This is a genomic window from Terriglobia bacterium (assembly GCA_020073085.1).
Taxonomy (GTDB): domain Bacteria; phylum Acidobacteriota; class Terriglobia; order JAIQFV01; family JAIQFV01; genus JAIQFV01.
This window is the reverse complement of the sequence record JAIQFV010000009.1, coordinates 158,623-176,260: the sequence shown is the minus strand read 5'-3', so window position 1 is coordinate 176,260 and position 17,638 is coordinate 158,623. Positions and strand designations below refer to the sequence as shown.

11 protein-coding genes are annotated in these 17,638 nt (G+C 56.4%); 9 read left to right on the top strand and 2 right to left on the bottom strand.

What is annotated here, in order from left to right:
* Window positions 1-43: 43 nt before the first annotated feature.
* The gene (locus LAO21_11605; protein MBZ5553358.1) at window positions 44-2,320 is read right to left on the bottom strand and encodes a DUF4910 domain-containing protein; all 2,277 of its coding nucleotides are present in this window, start codon (window positions 2,318-2,320) and stop codon (window positions 44-46) included.
* Window positions 2,321-2,872: 552 nt separating this feature from the next.
* Here LAO21_11605 and LAO21_11600 point away from each other — a divergent pair.
* From LAO21_11600 to LAO21_11565, 8 genes are all read left to right on the top strand, one after another.
* Complete coding sequence (locus LAO21_11600) at window positions 2,873-7,159, top strand: protein kinase (protein MBZ5553357.1); 4,287 nt, start codon at window positions 2,873-2,875, stop codon at window positions 7,157-7,159.
* 181 nt (window positions 7,160-7,340) lie between these two features.
* Window positions 7,341-9,152 carry a sigma 54-interacting transcriptional regulator gene (locus LAO21_11595; GenBank protein ID MBZ5553356.1) on the top strand — a complete coding sequence of 604 codons (1,812 nt, stop codon included), beginning with the start codon at window positions 7,341-7,343 and terminating at the stop codon, window positions 9,150-9,152.
* A 389-nt stretch (window positions 9,153-9,541) separates the two neighbouring features.
* The gene (locus LAO21_11590; protein ID MBZ5553355.1) at window positions 9,542-11,395 is read left to right on the top strand and encodes a pre-peptidase C-terminal domain-containing protein; all 1,854 of its coding nucleotides are present in this window, start codon (window positions 9,542-9,544) and stop codon (window positions 11,393-11,395) included.
* A 102-nt stretch (window positions 11,396-11,497) separates the two neighbouring features.
* Complete coding sequence (locus LAO21_11585) at window positions 11,498-11,998, top strand: hypothetical protein (GenBank protein ID MBZ5553354.1); 501 nt, start codon at window positions 11,498-11,500, stop codon at window positions 11,996-11,998.
* On the top strand, window positions 11,995-12,435 hold the full coding sequence (locus tag LAO21_11580) for a hypothetical protein (protein ID MBZ5553353.1): 441 nt from the start codon (window positions 11,995-11,997) through the stop codon (window positions 12,433-12,435). Before LAO21_11585 ends, LAO21_11580 begins: the two co-directional genes overlap by 4 nt.
* A 189-nt stretch (window positions 12,436-12,624) precedes the next feature.
* Window positions 12,625-13,290, top strand: a complete 666-nt coding sequence (locus LAO21_11575; GenBank protein ID MBZ5553352.1) for a hypothetical protein — start codon at window positions 12,625-12,627, stop codon at window positions 13,288-13,290.
* A 116-nt stretch (window positions 13,291-13,406) separates the two neighbouring features.
* The gene (locus tag LAO21_11570) at window positions 13,407-14,147 is read left to right on the top strand and encodes a hypothetical protein (protein ID MBZ5553351.1); all 741 of its coding nucleotides are present in this window, start codon (window positions 13,407-13,409) and stop codon (window positions 14,145-14,147) included.
* 354 nt (window positions 14,148-14,501) lie between these two features.
* Window positions 14,502-15,266 (top strand): hypothetical protein, encoded by a 765-nt coding sequence (locus LAO21_11565; protein MBZ5553350.1) that lies wholly within the window; start codon window positions 14,502-14,504, stop codon window positions 15,264-15,266.
* Window positions 15,267-16,040: 774 nt separating this feature from the next.
* Here LAO21_11565 and LAO21_11560 read toward each other — a convergent pair.
* Entirely contained in the window at window positions 16,041-16,568 is a 528-nt protein-coding gene (locus LAO21_11560; protein MBZ5553349.1) for a hypothetical protein, read from the bottom strand.
* A 577-nt stretch (window positions 16,569-17,145) separates the two neighbouring features.
* On the opposite strand from LAO21_11560, the gene LAO21_11555 reads away from it, so the two are divergent.
* Window positions 17,146-17,430 carry a hypothetical protein gene (locus LAO21_11555; protein MBZ5553348.1) on the top strand — a complete coding sequence of 95 codons (285 nt, stop codon included), beginning with the start codon at window positions 17,146-17,148 and terminating at the stop codon, window positions 17,428-17,430.
* Window positions 17,431-17,638 lie beyond the last annotated feature (208 nt).

The window sequence follows — 17,638 nt, the reverse complement described above, 5'->3', positions numbered from 1 at the left end:
GCAAAGGCTCACCCTGAAGTCTGTACAGGGACCACCCATGCGCTTATCTTCCACCCTTCTTACCTTTCGACTTCTGACCTTTCGGCGCCGCCGCCGGTTCCTCCGCTCTTTCGATCAATCGAATCGACTTGAGTCTTTCCTGGGCATTGAAGTACGCCGTCATGTCCTGCAGGGTAATGGGTTCAAATTCTCCCGAGAGAAAGTCGCGGATCTCGAGAACCGAATACTTGCGGGGATCATCCTTGTTTCCATTGCGGGCCAGCATTACATTGAGTTCCGCGGTCATATGCTGGGGCACCTTCCTCAACGCCTCTTCGAGGGCTTTGCGGTCGGCTTCCGGTTGTTGCTCGAGGAGTCGTGCGATCCCGCCCCCAAATCCTCCCTGACCTCCGATTCGCTCCGGGATCAACCGTGCCGCCTTGGCCTCGTCCGCAGTCAAAATGAGCTCCGGTGGAGCCCGTTTTGTCCGGAGGACATAAAACTCCGTAACCTGTTTCTCTGCCACCCAGGTTCTTTCATCGATGATCGAAAGGAACGGGTCGACCGTTTTCTCCTTGGCTTCATCGGTCATCGATGACGGCAGCAGCGTTTGCACAGATTCGAACGTGGCTTTTTCAATTCTTCCCTGATGACGAACTGTATTGATGGCTTCCTTAAACGCGGAGGGGAGCAGGTCTGAGTTCCAGTCGGCAAGGTAAGCAAGCCCTTTCCGAAGGGCGTCGCCGATGCGGGCGTCCCCTCTCGCCAGAGACTCAGCCCCAATCCGTGCGGCTCCGGCATCGTCCGCGGAGGCGACAATATAAGCCCCCATGGCGCTGAGCACCACCGCGCGCCTCAGCTGGGTGGGATCCGCCTTGTCGGGAGTATCGCCGGAGGAGTGATACCACATGTCCGGCCACACGCCCATCATTGTGGCCGGGATTCCATTGTTGAGGTAAACCACATGGTCCGAGGCCCCATAATGCTTATCGATGTTGAAGTGGAACGGTTCGGCGGAACCGATCGAAGAAACGATCGGGTAGGACATGGCATAGCCGCCGGCGCGATAGCGGACCCGTTCCCGGTTGGTGTTTCCAAGGAATTCGAAAACGCTCTGCATCACGTCGTTCAGATAGTTGGGCGTCGTATCGGGAGTGCGGCTCAACACAAAGGAGGCGTTGTTCTTCTGTAGTCCTTCCCCCACCATGTCCATGTTAATGTCATTGATGAGTCTCTTGCGGATTTCCTCATGGGCGCGGAGCCAGGCCGTGGTACCGCTGATTTCCGGCACCCACAGAAAATTGATGGTCCGGCGGGGTCGGGAGAGCTGTCCACTGTGGATCAAGGCGTTCAGTGTTCGTGCGACCTCGAGGATGGCAGCGCTGCCACTGGCATCATCGTTGGCGCCTTGTTTCAAGTAGCCTTCGTAGAGATGTGCAGAGAGTATGATCTCCTGTTCGCTCGACCCGTCCCCCGCGATCCGGGCAAACACGGTTTCCATGGTGTTGGGATACCAATCCGCCTGGACGACGGCACGCAGTTTTACCTTAGTCCCTCGATCCAACTGCGCGCGCAGTTCGCGTCCCATCTCGGCATTGAGCTTGAAACCGAATCCCGCTTTCTTCCCGGCAAACCGGGGTTGATTGGGAGGCTGAGTCTGAATGCCTTCCCAGAGGGACTGCTGGACATCGTACTCCGGTCGCAAGGAGTTATATGAAATCACTCCGATCGCATCCCGCTCAAATACGGCCATACGCTGAAGCACGCCGGGGGCGGCGGACCCGAGAACGATCTTCCCTTTGACATCCCTGTCCTTGTAATCTTCGGGGCGGGACCCGTTCCCGACGTCAATCAGTTCGGCTGTCCAGTCGCCATTTGCGCTGTTCGCGCACAGCATGGTCGGGACATCCGCATAGTCGAGTAGCTTATGGGGCCGGGGCTCCACCAGCCAGAGCTGGCCGATCGAACCCTCCCATGTCTTGCCCGCGAACGGATTTGCGGGTGCTTGTGTGTTTCCTGCATCCCCTCTTCCTGTCGCCGGACCGCCTCCCGCTGGAAAGCGTTCCACGGCGACTCCATCAAGCCCCGCTTCCCTGGCCCTTCGCTCAATGTAGGCACTCTCCAGAAACTTGTTCTCGTATTCTTCCTTGCTCCGGTGCCGTGGATAGGGGGCGATTTCGAGCATTGTATGCATGGCGCGGTCCCCGGAGGCCTCGTCCACAATCTTCTGAACGATCGACCAGGGAAGAAGCGTCCGGTCTTCTGCTTCCTGGGCGAAGTAGAGGACTGAGGCCGCTCCGAGTAAAATAATCATAAAAGCAATCCCTTTGAGTAACTTCATGAGTCATGCCTCCGTGGATTGAAGAGCTGTTGGATCGGATTCATTCGGTGAAAGGGTTCGGCAATTTGAAAGGCTTTTGATCGAAAAGCCCTAGAAGGAATTGGGTCATCGAGAAAGATGGATCAATCGTGAATTTTGAGCTCTTGAAATTCAAGTAAAAGGGCTAATCCGGCCTCGTAAGAGAGATCCACCATTGTAATGGTTTGAGCCGCCGGAAGGTGAAGGTCTTAGAGACGAGGCCCGGTTCCCAAAAGTTACGAATGGCAACTCGAATCCTTGCTTGAACTGCCAAGGGTCAAGAGAACACAGGCAGGAAATGGAGTCAAGTTGAAGTGGCTCGAATGGTGGTCAACCCGATCCACTAAACCAGAGATCGAAGTTAGAGGCTTATGGTTTTCTTTGGGGCAGGATGGAGCAGATGAAATGGGCTCACACCACACTTCTTGTGCAAAAGTGATGCATACAGTGTTACACTTCTAGCAGGAATCTCGGAGGCTGTTCTCTACTCGCAAAGGAAGTCCTTGATCTCAATGCAGGTCACCACCCGTGAAAATGATGATGGTTCATAGGATCGCTCATTTCCGTATCCTGGAGCGCGTGGGTCTAGGCAGCTTGGGTGAAGTGTACAAGGCGGAAGACCTGCGTCTGGGGCGAACGGTCGCTCTGAAGTTCCTTCCTTCGGATGGTTTATCTGACCCTGAGGCGAGAGACGGCCTGATAAGTGAAGCCCGCCGGGCAGCCGCTCTGAATCACCCCAACATCGCCACCATTCACGAATTCGGCCAGGAGGAAGGCCGGCCTTACATTGTGATGGAGTATGTCGAGGGAAGAACTCTTGCCAGCGAATTGAAAAGTGGACCGCTCGACATCGGCAGGACCCTTAATATTGCGATCCAGACGGCAGAAGCCTTGAAGGCAGCCCACGTCGTCGGCATGGTTCATTGCGACCTGAAGAGCTCCAACATCATGCTTGGAGGAGAGGATCGGGTAAAGGTCCTTGATTTCGGACTGGCAATGCTCACCGCGCCCCTGCCAGCGGGGATGAAGGGGGAAAATCGCGGAGCAGCCTCGAAGGATGTCCGCCCTGCCGAGTCCCGACCGGATGTTCCTCCCCCCAAAGCCGATGGAATTTCCGGAACAATCAGTTTCATGTCTCCGGAGCAGGCGCGTGGCGAGCGACCCAATACCTGGACCGACATTTACTCCCTGGGAGTTGTAATCTATCAGGCGGTCAGTGCCCGAAGGCCGTTTGAAGGGGAAAATGCATCTGAAATCCTGCATGCGATTCTCACCCGGGAAGCCCCCCCGCTCAGCACCTTTCGGAGGGACGTTCCCTTGGAGTTGGAGAGCATCGTCAGAAAGGCGATGAGTAAAGATCGAGACCAACGGTACCGTTCCGCCGAGGAAATGCTGTTCGACCTGAAGAAGTTGAGACAACAGCTCCAACAAGAGACAGGGCTGGAAAACCCGCTGGCTGATATCGTTTCAGAAGACTTTGCGGCGGAAGGTCCCCGCACGCATGCATACGCTCAAGAAAGATTCTCAGGCTTGGCCCGCAGAGGGCTGCTGGTTCTTTCCGTTCTGATGGCCCTGGCACCGGGGATCGATTGGCTCATTTTTCAACCTCAACGGAACGGGCCGTGGCGTGCCCTTGGGTTCTTGTTTTTGGCGTCGTTGGGCTTGATTGGCTACCTTGTCCTTCGACGGCGGGTTCGAAAGCCAATCCTTTCACTTCCCAGGGGAGCCGCATTCAGAGGATTGTTACCGTTCCAGGAGGCGGATCGTGATCGCTTCCACGGTCGGGAGGTGGATACCGCCGCGTTGTTTGAGCGGGTCTCGCAGCCCGAATTTCGCTTTGGAGTATTGTTCGGAGACTCCGGTTGCGGGAAGACATCGGTCTTGAGAGCCGGGCTGATTCCAAAGCTGTGGGAGGAAGGCCAATTTCCCATCTACTGTCGTTCCTACAAGGACCCGTTGACGACGCTGATGGAGGAGTGCCGCAAGAGAAGCCAGCTCTCCCCCCATTCCACTGAGCCGCCGCTCCCTTACTTGCGCCGGATCGCTGGAGAGCTCGACACCGGGATCCTGATCATTTGCGATCAATTTGAAGAGTTTTTCATTAACTTCCGGGCGAAAAAGGATCGGGAGCCATTCCTCTCCTTCGTTACTGAGTGCTACCACTCGGCCGATCTCCCCGTGAAGTTCCTCTTTTCCATGCGAAGCGATTTCCTCCATTGGATCAATGAGGAGTTTGCCGATCGTATTCCTAATCCGTTATTGAGTGGAAGGCTCTATCACCTGCACACTTTTGACGAGGCACGGGCCGAAAAGATTATCAGCTCCTGTGTGGAACACGCCAACCTGCCCTTCGAAACCGGGTTGAGCCGGCAGATCGCGCACGACCTGGCCGTGGACGGCGACGTTTTACCCTCCGAGCTCCAAATCGTCGGCGAGCAGTTGCAACGCCGGCGTATTTTCACATTGGAGGAATATCGGCGTGCGGGCAGAAAAGAGGCCCTGGTCTTCAGCTTTCTGGAGGATGTCATTGCGGCCTCGGGGGACCACCAGACTGCCACGCTCATCTTACGCAGCTTGATTTCCGACGAGAACACCCGTTTGAACCTCCCGCACGATGAGATCGTCAAAAGAACCCAGCGGAGCCGGGGAATTGTCGATCCGTTGTTGAATCTCTTTGTTGAGTCGCGACTGATCTGTGAAATCCAGGATGAGGATTCCCGGAGGTATGAGTTGACCCACGAGTACCTCATTGACAAGATCAATCAGTTGACCGGCAAGGTGATGGACGCGACACAACGAGCCAACCGTTTGTTCCGGCAGTATCTCTCCAACTACTCGGTCGATCGAAACACGCGCATCCCCTTGAGCAAGCTACTGCTCATTCGCCGTCACTCCGATCTGGAGCGGGGCAAACGGGAAGGCGAGCTATTGCGGAGGAGCTTGCGCCTGGGACTTTTCAAGTCGAGCGTCCTGGCCGTGACTCTGGCCGTGAGTGCGACTTTGGGGGCGGCGGCGCTTTCCGTGCGGGAAGAGTGGGACGGCTTCCGGATGAGGGATGGTCATGAGGCGGCGGCCCGATGCGCTGCTTTTTCTCCGGACGGACGCTTGCTGGTTTCCTGTGGTGAGGATTCCAAGGTCATTGTCTGGGACTTTGCGCGTCGACTGCGGATTGCGACGCTAACGGATCATTCCGGCTGGGTGACTTCAGTCGCATTCTCTCCGGACGGACGCTGGTTCGCCACCGGGGGGGCTGATAAGACCGTCATGGTCTGGGACTCGACCCGCCTTCAGAAAGCGGCTGTCTTGCATGGACACACCGGGCCGGTGCAGGGGGTTGCCTTTTCCCCCGATGGCAGATGGCTGGCGAGTTCGGGAGAGCAGACCATTCTCTGGAGCGTCGGACCGTGGCAAAAGATCCGCGAGTTACCTTTGCAGCAGAGTTACGGCACCCTGATTTTTTCGCCGGATAGCCGGCAACTTATGGCCGCCTCGGGAGAGGTTTTCGACGTCCTCACGGGTCAACCCATGGCCAGCGGTTTTCATCCCGAACGCGCGGGAAACTGGGCGGCGCTATCCCCCGACGCCCGACATGCGGTCACAGTAACGAGCCTTGGGGAGGTTGCCTTTTACGAATTGAGTCTGACAGGAGATTTGACCCACCGAAAGCTTGTCGCCCTCGAGGACGTTCACGATGATCATGGGCGCGCCGTGGCGTACTCCCCCGACGGACGATGGGTCGCCTCAGGGGCGGAAGACATCGTGTTGTGGGACGCATTAACGCACAAAAAGCTCACCCGTTTTGAACACACGGCGATCGTTTGGAGTCTTGCCTTTTCCCCCGACGGACGATGGCTGGTCTCCACGCATGGGGATGGTGCGATTCTGCTGTGGGATGTGGCAGAGCACGAACGGGTCGCCAACTTGAATGAGCACAGCGCCGCGGTCCGCGCTGTCGCCTTCTCGCCTGACGGGAATCAGATCGCCTCCGCCAGTGATGACCGATCGGTGATCATCTGGGACGCCAGGAGACGGGGGAAAGTCGCCGTACTGGTTGGGCATAACACACGCGTGGATGGGGTCACCTTTTCGCCGGACGGGAAGTGGGTCGCCTCCAGTGATCAGGATGGAGGCATCATTCTCTGGGGCCTCGATAGCGGCCAACCACTTCGGGCGTTGAAACATCAGTCCGAAATCGGTCTCCCCGGTTACTGCGTCGAGGTTTCTCCCGACGGACATTGGGTGAGCGGTTCATCGGCGGTCTTCGATTCCAACGACGGTCGGCTGGTCATCGATTTAAACAGGCTGTTCTTCTCCGAGAATTTGGGCCACATTTACGGGGAGGATTTTTCCAAGGATGGACGCTGGCTGCTGTGCGTCACGGATCGTGGGTACCTTGTCATCTGGGATACGACAAGCTGGCAGATCGTCGCAAAAGAGGATCTCAAGGGCATTCAATTGATATCTGCACGCTTCTCCCCGGACGGGAAATGGCTGGTGACGGGAGAAGATCAGGGATTTGTGCGGCTTTGGGAGACCCGGCCGCTACGTCAGGTCGGCATCCTGGGGCAGCACGGGGCGCGCATCAAGTCGATCGCAATCTCCCCAGATGGTCGGCAAGTGGCCTCCGCGGGCGACGACCAATCCATTTCCCTGTGGGATGTAAAGCGGCGACATCTGATAGCACAAATCGGGACCCATTCAGCCCCGGTACTTTCAGTGGCCTTCTCCCCCGACGGTCGGCAATTGGCCGCGGGGGGACACGACAAATCATTACGCCTCTACACGCGACACCGCACCCTGTGGGGATATCGGCTGGATTAGAAAGGAGCTGTCAGCGGTCAGCAATTAGCATTCAACGGAGTGTAAACATATTGTTATAGTTTGGTGGTAATTGAAGGAGGCTAGGTCATTTCGGGTTCAATTAAGAGGTCTGAGATTTCCGAATTGCAATTGTTGATGGCTGCCCGCTGATAGCTGACCGCTGAGAAGCTCTTGACCACCCATGAACTCCCAAGCCGATCGGATCATAAATCTCACTGAGACATTTAGGGCACTGCTCGAGCAGGAAACGCGATCCTGTCAACACTCGGTTTCTGCACTGCTGGAATCGGTGAGAACCCTGCAGGGAGATACGGCGGATCGCCGGTTGCAGAGCCTCAGTGGTCAGCTCAAGAAACTCCATCAGCGCCTTGCCCTGCTCGAAGAGCTGGCGCATCGGGATTTTCTGAAGCCTCTCCGGCAGGAAGCGGAAATGTTGAGGAGCGATCAAGCCGGAAGCCGACTCGCGACATTGCTGACGGCATTGCTCGATGCTTCCGCCACATCTTTGGGCGCGTTCTGTGAGCTGTTGCTTGACCGGGTCATTGAGGCGGTCGGCGCCGAACGCGGGTTCATCCTCTTTTATTCTCCCGAATCCACGGAAGCCGATGTTATTGCGGCGCGCCACTTCGATACCACCCACCTCGCGCTCCGGGAGTACCGCTTCAGCCGCACCCTGCTTCGGGAGGTATTTGAGCGGGCGAGGCCATTGCTTCTTGAAGATGCATCTCATCACCCGGATTTCGCCAAAGAGGAGAGCATCGCAGGGCTCCACCTCAAATCGGTCTTGGCTGCCCCCCTCATCGAGGACCACCGGGCCATCGGAGCCATTTACCTGGAAAACAATACCGTGCCTTGCGCCTTCGATCAGGAGGACTTGGATTTGCTCGAGCCGGTCAGCCGATTGGCACTGTCCTATCTGCGGCATTACCGCCTTCTGCCCATTCTCTTCAAATCCAGTTCCCGAGTCTTCTTTGATGATGCGAGGGCCTCGAAGGAAATCGTCGGCAGGGATCCATCGATTCTGAAGCTTTTAGAAGTAATTGAGCGGCTGGCGGATTCTCCGGCCACCATCCTGATTGAGGGGGAAAGCGGGTCGGGAAAGGAACTGGTGGCCCGGGCCCTTCATTATCGAAGCGCGCGCCGGGATCGTCCTTTTTCCGCGATTTGTTGTGCGGCCATCCCTGAAAATCTGATGGAGTCGGAGTTGTTTGGCCATGAGAAGGGGGCTTTCACCGGGGCTTCCGAACAATACATCGGTCGAATCGAACAAGCGGAAGGGGGCACGATCTTTCTCGATGAGGTGGGCGAACTGGCGTATCCACTCCAAGCCAAGTTGCTGCGCTTCCTGCAATCCAGCGAACTTCAAAGGCTGGGCGGGAAAGAGACCCTTCGAGTGGATGTGCGTATGGTGGCCGCGACCAGCAAGGACTTGAAAGAGATGGTGGAGAAGGGGAACTTCCAGGACGCTCTCTATTACCGCCTGAATGTCATTCCCGTTCATGTCCCCGCCCTGCGTCAGCGCCGGGACGATATCCCGTTGCTCGTTGATTATTTCCTTGAAAAATTCTCTCGCCTCTACGGCCGGTCGATGAGCGTCGAAAGGGAAGTCTACGACTGGCTGCGGGAGTATCCCTTTCCGGGCAATGTGAGGGAACTCGAGAACATGATTCATCGCATGGTCGCCCTCGCCACTGCAGACACGCTTGCGGCGGAGGACTTGCCTCGAGAGATCCTGCAAATCTCTTCGCAACGGATCAGCCTGGCCAAGGACGTTTTCCATCACGTCCTGCAAACGCCCGTCGTCGATCTTGAGGACCTGCGGAATCGAAAGCGCCAAGCCAAGCGAAGATTCGCCGAGTTGGAACGTCAATACACCGAGCGGGTGATTAAAGAGGCCGGCGGCAACCTATCCGAGGCGGCCCGGCGACTCGGGATGCACCGCGTTACACTGCATCGCATCATCCAGAAATCGTCAAAACGAAATGCGGTATGAAGATTCGAGAAGGTCTTCCTCTTCAGCTTTATCCCACCATCCCAGTCCCCAGAGCGTTGCACCTCTAACTACACTCTTGCCTCAGAACCCCCATTGAAAATAGTCCTCAGTCCACGTGATTGCTTGGGTTTCGAGCCGTGTAGTGGGTTTAGTTGTGCCCTTGTCCTGTAGCGGGACTTGCTACGGGTTGACTCCCTCCGTTCTCCCTCCTTAACTATGCATTTCATTGAATTCAAGGGCGATGCTTGGTGTTCAGTGAAAGTCTCAGCTTTGGCCGGGATGTTGCCTGTACCACAGATGCTTTAAGCCGCGTGGCTTGACATCCCCAAAGAGCGGCAAATCAATTCTATGTATGACTATTGTCATTTAAGGAGGTCAAAGGGGGCTCTATGAATATCAAATATCAAATCTCACATTTTAGGCCGAGGGCTGGAGCGAATGGCAGGGAAAAAGGTTTTATGTGGCCCATGGTCGCCTTTTTTTGCGTTGCCCTGCTGGCGATCGCATTCCCGATTCATGCCGAATGGCATGCGGTTTTCCCTCAATTCACCGGCGGTGGCGGCTGGTCGAGTGATCTTTTCATCACGAACCAGGGAACGAGCGCAGCCGGCAACATTACCCTGTCGTTTTTCAGCGACGATGGTTCTCCGCTGAGTGTGGAGACCAATCTGGGGACCGGTTCGAGCTTCAGTTTCAACTTAAATCCCGGCGGGACTCAGACTGTGCGGGTCGCCTCAACGGGATCTCTGAGAGCGGGTTATGCGCTCCTCCACGCTCCCAACGCGATCTCGCTCCGGGGGTCGGAAGTTTTCCGTTATGCCCAGGGCAACTCGGTGGTGACCGAAATGGGCGTGGCGCAACAATTCCCCTTCCTTCACTTCTCCTTTCCCGCCGAGGTGAACACCGCGGCTGGAATCAACACGGGGATCGCCTTCGCCAATCCCACCTTTGATGCGCCCCCCACCACCGGGCAAAAAGTTGTGGTGAACCTGATCCGGAACGATGGGACCCTCCAGAACACCGTCGTGGTCTCGTTGCCTGCGGGAGGGCATATGGCGCAGTTCTTGAACGAGTCCAAGTTGTTTCCCGGCTTGGACAATTTCAGCGGGACCGTGAGTGTTTCAGCGGCTACCAGCATCGGAGTGGTGGCCTTGCGGGTGGATCAAAGTGTTTATGGCACGGTCTCCGTCGATCAAGGGCCCGTCTTGGCCCCCTTCTATTTGAACCAGGGTCCGATCTCTGAATCCGAACCTAATGATTCGACCGGTCTGGCCTTCTTCCTCAGCGGTCCGAACGTTGTGGCCGGATCGATTGGGGCGGCGGGCGACGTCGACTATTTCAAGTTTACAGGGCGGCAAGGGGATACCGTGACGGCTCTCCTCGATACCCAGTCCAGTTCTTCCCCTCTGGATTCCGTCCTGCGGTTGGAAAAGGCCGATGGAACGATCATTACGGAGAACGACCAGAACGGACTGATCTGGCAGAACGACTCTTTCCTTCAAGTGGTCCTGCCGGCAGACGGGACCTACTACCTTCGAGTCGCGGACTACTGGCATGATGGGGGTTCCGCATATAGCTACCGTCTCCATGTCCGCGCTCCAACCAGTTCAGCCCCCCCCAGCCAGCCACAGATAACAGTGGTCGATCCGGATAATGGTCAGCGGGGCGGTGCGATCAGTTTGACCATCCTCGGTTCAAACCTGAGTAACACCAGCGCCATCAATTTCAGTCCTTCCAGTGGACTCTCCCTCAGCAATCTGCAGTCGACAGCAACCCAGGTCACCGCCCTTCTGACGATTGCTTCGGGCGCCTCGACGGGGAGTCGCCAGGTCTCGGTCACTACGCCGGCGGGGACTTCCAACACGCTCAGTTTCTCGATCACCGATTCGGGAGGGACCTCCAAGGACGGAAGCTGGTCGGGAAGTACGAGCCAGGGGAAGTCGATTTCATTCACGGTTTCAGGCAATCGGATCACCTCGTTGGGCTTTGGCGGAGCAGTCTCGGGTGGCGGATGTTCGGGCGAATTTACCGTGACGATGAGCTCGATGAGCGCCGCGATCTCAGGGAACTCTTTTTCAGTCAACAGTCCGAGTAGCGCCCCGTTTGCCGTCAGCTTCTCGCTGAGTGGATCGTTCAGTTCAAATTCTGAAGCCAGCGGAACGGCGAATTTTATCCTCAATGGAAGCCCGGGAAATCCACCCTGCGGTTCGGGGAGCTCGAGTTGGACCGCCTCCAAGAATTAGGAGAGGGTTCGATCCCGGGATAGTGAAGATCTTGCTCGCGTGGTGCCCGAGAGCGGGACAACTGCGCGTCAACACAACCAACCTCATAAAAGGAGAAACGCTATGGGACGTCGTTTATCATTTCTCGCTCTTACGTTTGTTTTGATGGCCGGACTCGCCGGGATCAGCAATACCCGGAGTTTCAGCGCTGGAAAGGACAAGGACAAAAGCAAGGTCGAAAAGACTCAGCCGGCCGGACCGCTGGACTGTAAGAACCTGGAAGTCAAGGCAGGCAAGGAGAAAGGAAAACAGGAGCGCTTTTTTCCTTATCCCATCGATAAGGTCAAGGCAGCCCTGATCGACGGCATGAAGGGCATTGAGTTTGAGGTCAAAAAAGACGACGGGAAAACGATCGAAGCCAGCCGCAAGCATCACATGGGGATGTTCGTGGGTTCCGGCGGAGAGACGGTCGTGGCTCAACTGGAAGAGGCCAAGAATGGTGATGTGGCTGGCACCAAGGTCACGGCAGAGACCAAGAAGGGGTTTGTAGGGCGGGCCGGGCAGAAGAGCTGGAGCAATGCCGTCCTGGACCAGGCAGAATGCATTTTAAAGGGTGGAAAATGATCCCCTCTATTAATCGGAACCCAACGCTCTTCTTCGCCGCGGGCTTCCTCAATCTCGCCTTCCTGATGGGAGGACTTTTTTCGGGTGTTCGAAGTGAAGTGAAGGTGGTCGGACCCGCGCTGCCCGCCAAACCTCCTGATTGCCAGATCGAAGTCTTGCAGGAAGTCAAGCCCGAACGCCCTTTTGAGATTGTGGCACAAATTGATGTTTACGTGCGGCGGAACAAGGTAACCCGCGGGCGACAAGGTGTTTTTGAGGAGGCCTTGCCTGAATTGAAGAAGCAGGCCTGCCGCGTGGGAGCAGATGGAGCGATGGTGATCCGTCAAACCGTCTCCCACAGCGGTGAGTTCAAGCTGCTCTATGTTAAGTCGGAGGCGTTCCGTTACACCGGCCCGCCACCTGCGGCTCGAGAGGGTCAAGAAAAACAGGAAGAGTAGAAGATTTGAATCCTCACTGCGGCAACCGCCCAGGGCGTCACCCGGAATGCAAGAGGGGAGCCTTGCGGTTCGGAGCGGTTCGAATCCACCGGTGGTCTCGGATTGAAACGGCCGTGTTGCCTGGTGAAGATTGGGGTAGGACTGAAATGTGAAGACCCGTAGTGCTCGTTTCCCTGGAGGAGGCGAAGTATGAAATGCGAGCGATGCGGCACTGTTTATCCTTCGATTTACTACTTTCAGGAAGATGGATACCTGAGTCCGTTAATCTGCACGATCTGTTTCGATGCGCTGCCGAACGAAGAGAAACTGGCGCTCCAGCGACAAGCACAGCAACTGGCTGAAGGGAAGGCGGAGAAGTCACGACCGCAGCATTCGAATGTGATACGCTCCCTGAAATGGGGGCTTTTCTCCGTGTTGGGGGTGTGGCTTGCTCTATTCATGTTTGTGAATCTCTCACAGAGCACAATCGCTCAAAAGACCGCCCATCAGTTGGCGGCGCTTCTTCCGGTCTTAATGAAGCCGAGTTTTGCGCTACAGGATGAACGGCTGATCGACCGTTACCTTGAGCCTGACCGTGGAGAGATTCAGATCAGTTCGATTCCTGGGGGCGGATCGCGCCTGGAAGGAAACGTCACCTTTCGTATGGGGCCCGATGGACAACTGCGTCCGGTGCTTTGGGCTCACGGCGTGAAGCATACCTGGATTGGAAGGCATACGGTCCAGGATCACATCTTCGAGGGCGATCCCGGCTGGCCGCTGGTCTTCAGGGTCGACAAAGACAAGGGGTATATTTACCTCCGGGGAAAAGGCACGGTCACGACGCCGGATGGACGAGTGATTCGACTGCCGAGATAGGAGAATTCAAAGAAGGTCACCCCCTGGCCTTGTTCCTTGCACGGGCACCCTAGAAATTGTCTGCAGTCCCGATCCGGTTCCTTTTCTTCGGAACCGACGGTCAAGGAGGTGTCACCATGAGAAGGGTAGGGTGGGCCATCGCCGTATTGATTTTCATCACAGGAGTTCAGAAGGCCGAGAAAATTGACGTCCAATTCTCGGGCTACTCCGATCTGCAGGTGATACGGGGACAAACGACTGAGTTCAAGTGCTTTGGGAAAAATCTTCAAGTGACATCCGTTGAAGTCTCTCCTGCCGAAGGTGTTTCCGTTCGTGATGTCAAGGAGAGCACACCGGATCCCGATGATCGCAGACAGCAGGGCGAGGGAATCAAGGTCTGGTCCGTACGGGTCTTTGCCGAACCGAGGGCTCATACCGGGAAACGGTCAATTGCCGTGATCACCCCGGATGGAAGCTCGAATCCGAAGGCCCTCTATATTCCCGACCATGTTCCCCGCATCAGCAACCTCACTGTTCTTTCAGCCGAACCAGTCGATGCGCGATTGAAGATTCGTTTCTCAGTCTTTGACCCGGCGGGTGACATCACCTCTCCAAAAGCTGCCCTGTGTAATTACCACTTGCAATGCGGGGACGGTCACGGAGTCGGTTTTCACGAGCCGGACAAGGTTGTCATGAAGGATCCCAAGAATAGTGTCTTCTATGCAACGCAGAGCTTTTCAAGTCAATTGCAGAAAGTCTCCGCAAGCGGGACATGCATCCTGGAGGTTTTTCTGATCCATGATGATCAGGGGGGAAGTACTTCGGAAAGCAACAAACTCACCGTGCCCGTTGAGTTCGCGCCGGAGAAGTTACCCTAGCATTACCTTTCGGAAAGGTTTGGTAGCCCCGCCACGTTTTAGTGGCGGGGGCACTTCGTTGCAGGCCGCCGGAGTTTGGCCTTCTAGAAAGGTTTGGTAGCCCCGCCACGTTTTAGTGGCGGGGGCACTTCGTTGCAGGCCACCGGAGTTTGGCCTTCTAGAAAGGTTTGGTAGCCCCGCCACGTTTTAGTGGCGGGGGCACTTCGTTGCGCTTGGGAAGGTAGTTCATCTCGAAAGGCGGCAATTGCCAAGATGGCACGGCATTACTCATTCGTTTGTTCGGAGTGGAGTTTTGGCGCGTGGAAATTGGTCACGGGCGATACGAACGAAGCAAATCTCAAGAAGGAGATTCCAATGAAGATTCTTGCGCTTTCCCATCACCCCCAAATGGGTCATGAAGCCGTGAAACAAGGACCCTCCCGGCTCGGCCTCTGGTTTACCTCGATATGGATCGCGATGGGGTTGCTGGCGGCAAGCGCCGCCGCTGCTTCCAACGATCTTTCGTTCTTCGGGTACAAGCCCCAGGCCGTGATTGGCAAGACGACGCCCCTGGAAGTGCTCGGCGCGCACGGCCCTCTTCAGAGTGTTGTCATTACTCCTGCCGATGGCCTCACGGTCGAAGGCATTCGAGAGAAGGCTCTCGAACCCGGCCGCCGGATCCGAAAAGGGGCCAAACTGTGGGAGTTCCAGCTCACGGTGGCTCCAGGGACCCCGGCCGGCGAGCGCTCCGTCTTGCTGAAAACGCCTGGTGGCGATTCCAAGACGGAGACCATTGTCCTGGTTCCCTATGTGCCTGTGATCAAGAGTTTCAAGATCCTCTCGGCGACAAGCTCGGGCGCGGCGGTGGAACTCGAATTGGTCGTTCTGGATGAGGGCGGCAAGCTGGGTCCCGGGGATCCGGTGAGCGTGAACTACGGGCTGGATTGTGGCGGAGGCGGCGTCCGCGGGGCACAGTTTACGCGGGTCAGCAAGCAGATGGACCCCCAGACCGCGATTATCCGCACCACCGTTTCGCAGGTAGGGTCGCATGCCTCGGGGACCTGCGAGTTCACCCTCTCCGTGGCCAACGGCCCAGGCTACAAGAGCGCCGAACAGCGCACCACTGTGACATTCCACTAGAGCGAGTGCCCCATCCTTTCGGCCGGTTCTGGCGAGGGGTGGGAATCCTCACAATGAAAATTGAAAAAATTTGGCCCCGTGAATTTTGCAGGCCACCCGAGTTTTGCCCTCTGGAAAGGTCTGGTAGCCCCGCCACGGTTTAGTGGCGGGGGCATTTCGTTGCAGGCCACCCGAGTTTTGCCTTCTGGAAAGGTTTGGTAGCCCCGCCACGGTTTAGTGGCGGGGGCATTTCGTTGCGGGCCACCCGAGTTTTGCCTTCTGGAAAGGTTTGGTAGCCCCGCCACGTTTTAGTGGCGGGGGCATTTCATTGCAGGCCACCCGAGTTTTGCCTTCTGGAAAGGTTTGGTAGCCCCCCCACGTTTTTGTGGCGGGGGCACTTCGTTGAGGTTGGGAAGGAATCAGCGATTGTGGGCGAAATCGTGGAAAATCCCTCGCTTACTTGCGACCGATGGGCTAAGTAATGCTCGGACAGGCAAGGAGAGTGCTTTGGACAAAACCATCCCGTGTAACAGACGTAAACTTGGAGATACACAAGATAAGCAGAACGCTTACCCATCCGGTGAAGGGGATCACTTTCTTATAGTCAATTTTCATGGGTCTGACTTCCAAAGAAATGGTTCCCAGACAAACCCCTCATCCGGTTTTCCTTCCCGATAATACTCCGATCAAGAACCTGATGTGAGGGTCGCCTCTCCGCATTCTGAATGCGGGGGCATTCCGTCGCGGCCGGCAGAAGTCCGCTGGGCACACCACCCAAAGTTGTTTCAAAATGGCTTATCCCGCCCTGGGCAGTTTCTTTAGATACTGCACCACTTCGGTGCGGGGATTGGATCCGTACGCCCCGGTATGGCTCGACGTTGTCGCCGGGGGAGCCGAGCCCGAAAAAATCCTCGCGGCCAGAACAACACCGCGCGAGTAGTCGATAATCGTGACCGCACAGGTCCTTACGTAGGCGCCGGTTCCGTTCGTGTAGGTTCCGACCTGCGATTCTCCGTACTCCAGGAGGATGACCGTCTGGACCTCTTCATACCGGTGAGCGAGCTGCATTGAGGGGAGCGCGCTCCAAATATAACTGTCGATTTTCTTTTTCCTTCGGTCGATGGGGAGAAGTTTGCCTTTAATGTATGGCTCCTCATCCGGCTTGGCCTTCATCGAAGGAACGGTGAGAAGTTCATCCATGTGGGGCTTCATGACGGCTTCTGTTTTGATGTAGCCGACACTCAGAATTCCCGTCAGGATGATGAATCCCCCGACAAAGGCAATCACCCAAAGGAGATGTTTCTTCTTTTTATCCACGGCCATTCTCGATGAAGCTCTGGTAGCCCCGCCAACCCGAAAAGCCCCCGCCGGCAAAACGCGCCGGCGAGGCTACCAAAACATTGCCCTTCGGAAAAGGTTTGGTAGCCCCGCCACGTTCTTGTGGCGGGGGCAATTCGTAGCAACCAGGCAAAGATCAGATTAGGTTCACGCAAACCCGAAGAGCCCCCGCCGGCAAAACGCGCCGGCGAGGCTACCAAAACATTGCCCTTCGGAAAAGGTTTGGTAGCCCCGCCACGTTTTTGTGGCGGGGGCAGTTGGTCGCAGTCGGGAAGGAATCAGCAAAGGTGCCGCAATCCTGAAGAGCCCCCGCCGGCAGAAAGCGCCGGCGAGGCTACCAAAACATTGCTTTTCGGAAAGGTTTGGGTGGCCCCGGCACGTTTTTATGGCGGGGGCATTTCCACCCCGCGTCCCCCTCGAAGAAGGTTTGGGTAGCTGTTTCATTCCGTTTTCTGGCATATTGATTTGGTCAACAGCTCGCGGACCTTCTCCATGTCGTTGAGATCCCCCGCGGCTGGCCGTGTTTCTTCTGTTCGTTCATCAAAGACCAAGGAGATAACTTATGCCACTGACGAAGATCGACGCGTACGAAGTATTCTATTCGTCGAACACCTATCACCCGAAAATCGCGCTCAAGGCCGCAGGCAAATATATCGGCCAAGCCATCTTCATGCCCAATGGATCAGCGCTCCCTCAGGATGGTCTGGTGGGCGGCCAGCCCACGCTGTATTACCATCTCGATGACTTCCATAATGTCATTGATCTTCTCAGAAACGAAAAACCCGTTTCTCTGCTCTATGCCGGCGCCGGGGTCGGATTTGAGAACTTGCTTCGAACAATTAAATGACGGGCTTCAGGTGGTTAAGCCGCTCAGGGTGGGGGACGTTGAACGATTCTCACACGCTCGGGCTACGGACACCCATGGTCCGTGGGTCACCGCCCCACTCGTCCTCGCCGGAACTAAACGGTTGGTGAGAAACCTTTACCCGAATCCTCCTTTTCGCAGAAGAAGCGAGGATTTGTCCACTGTCCCGGTCTGAACCCACTTGCTGCAA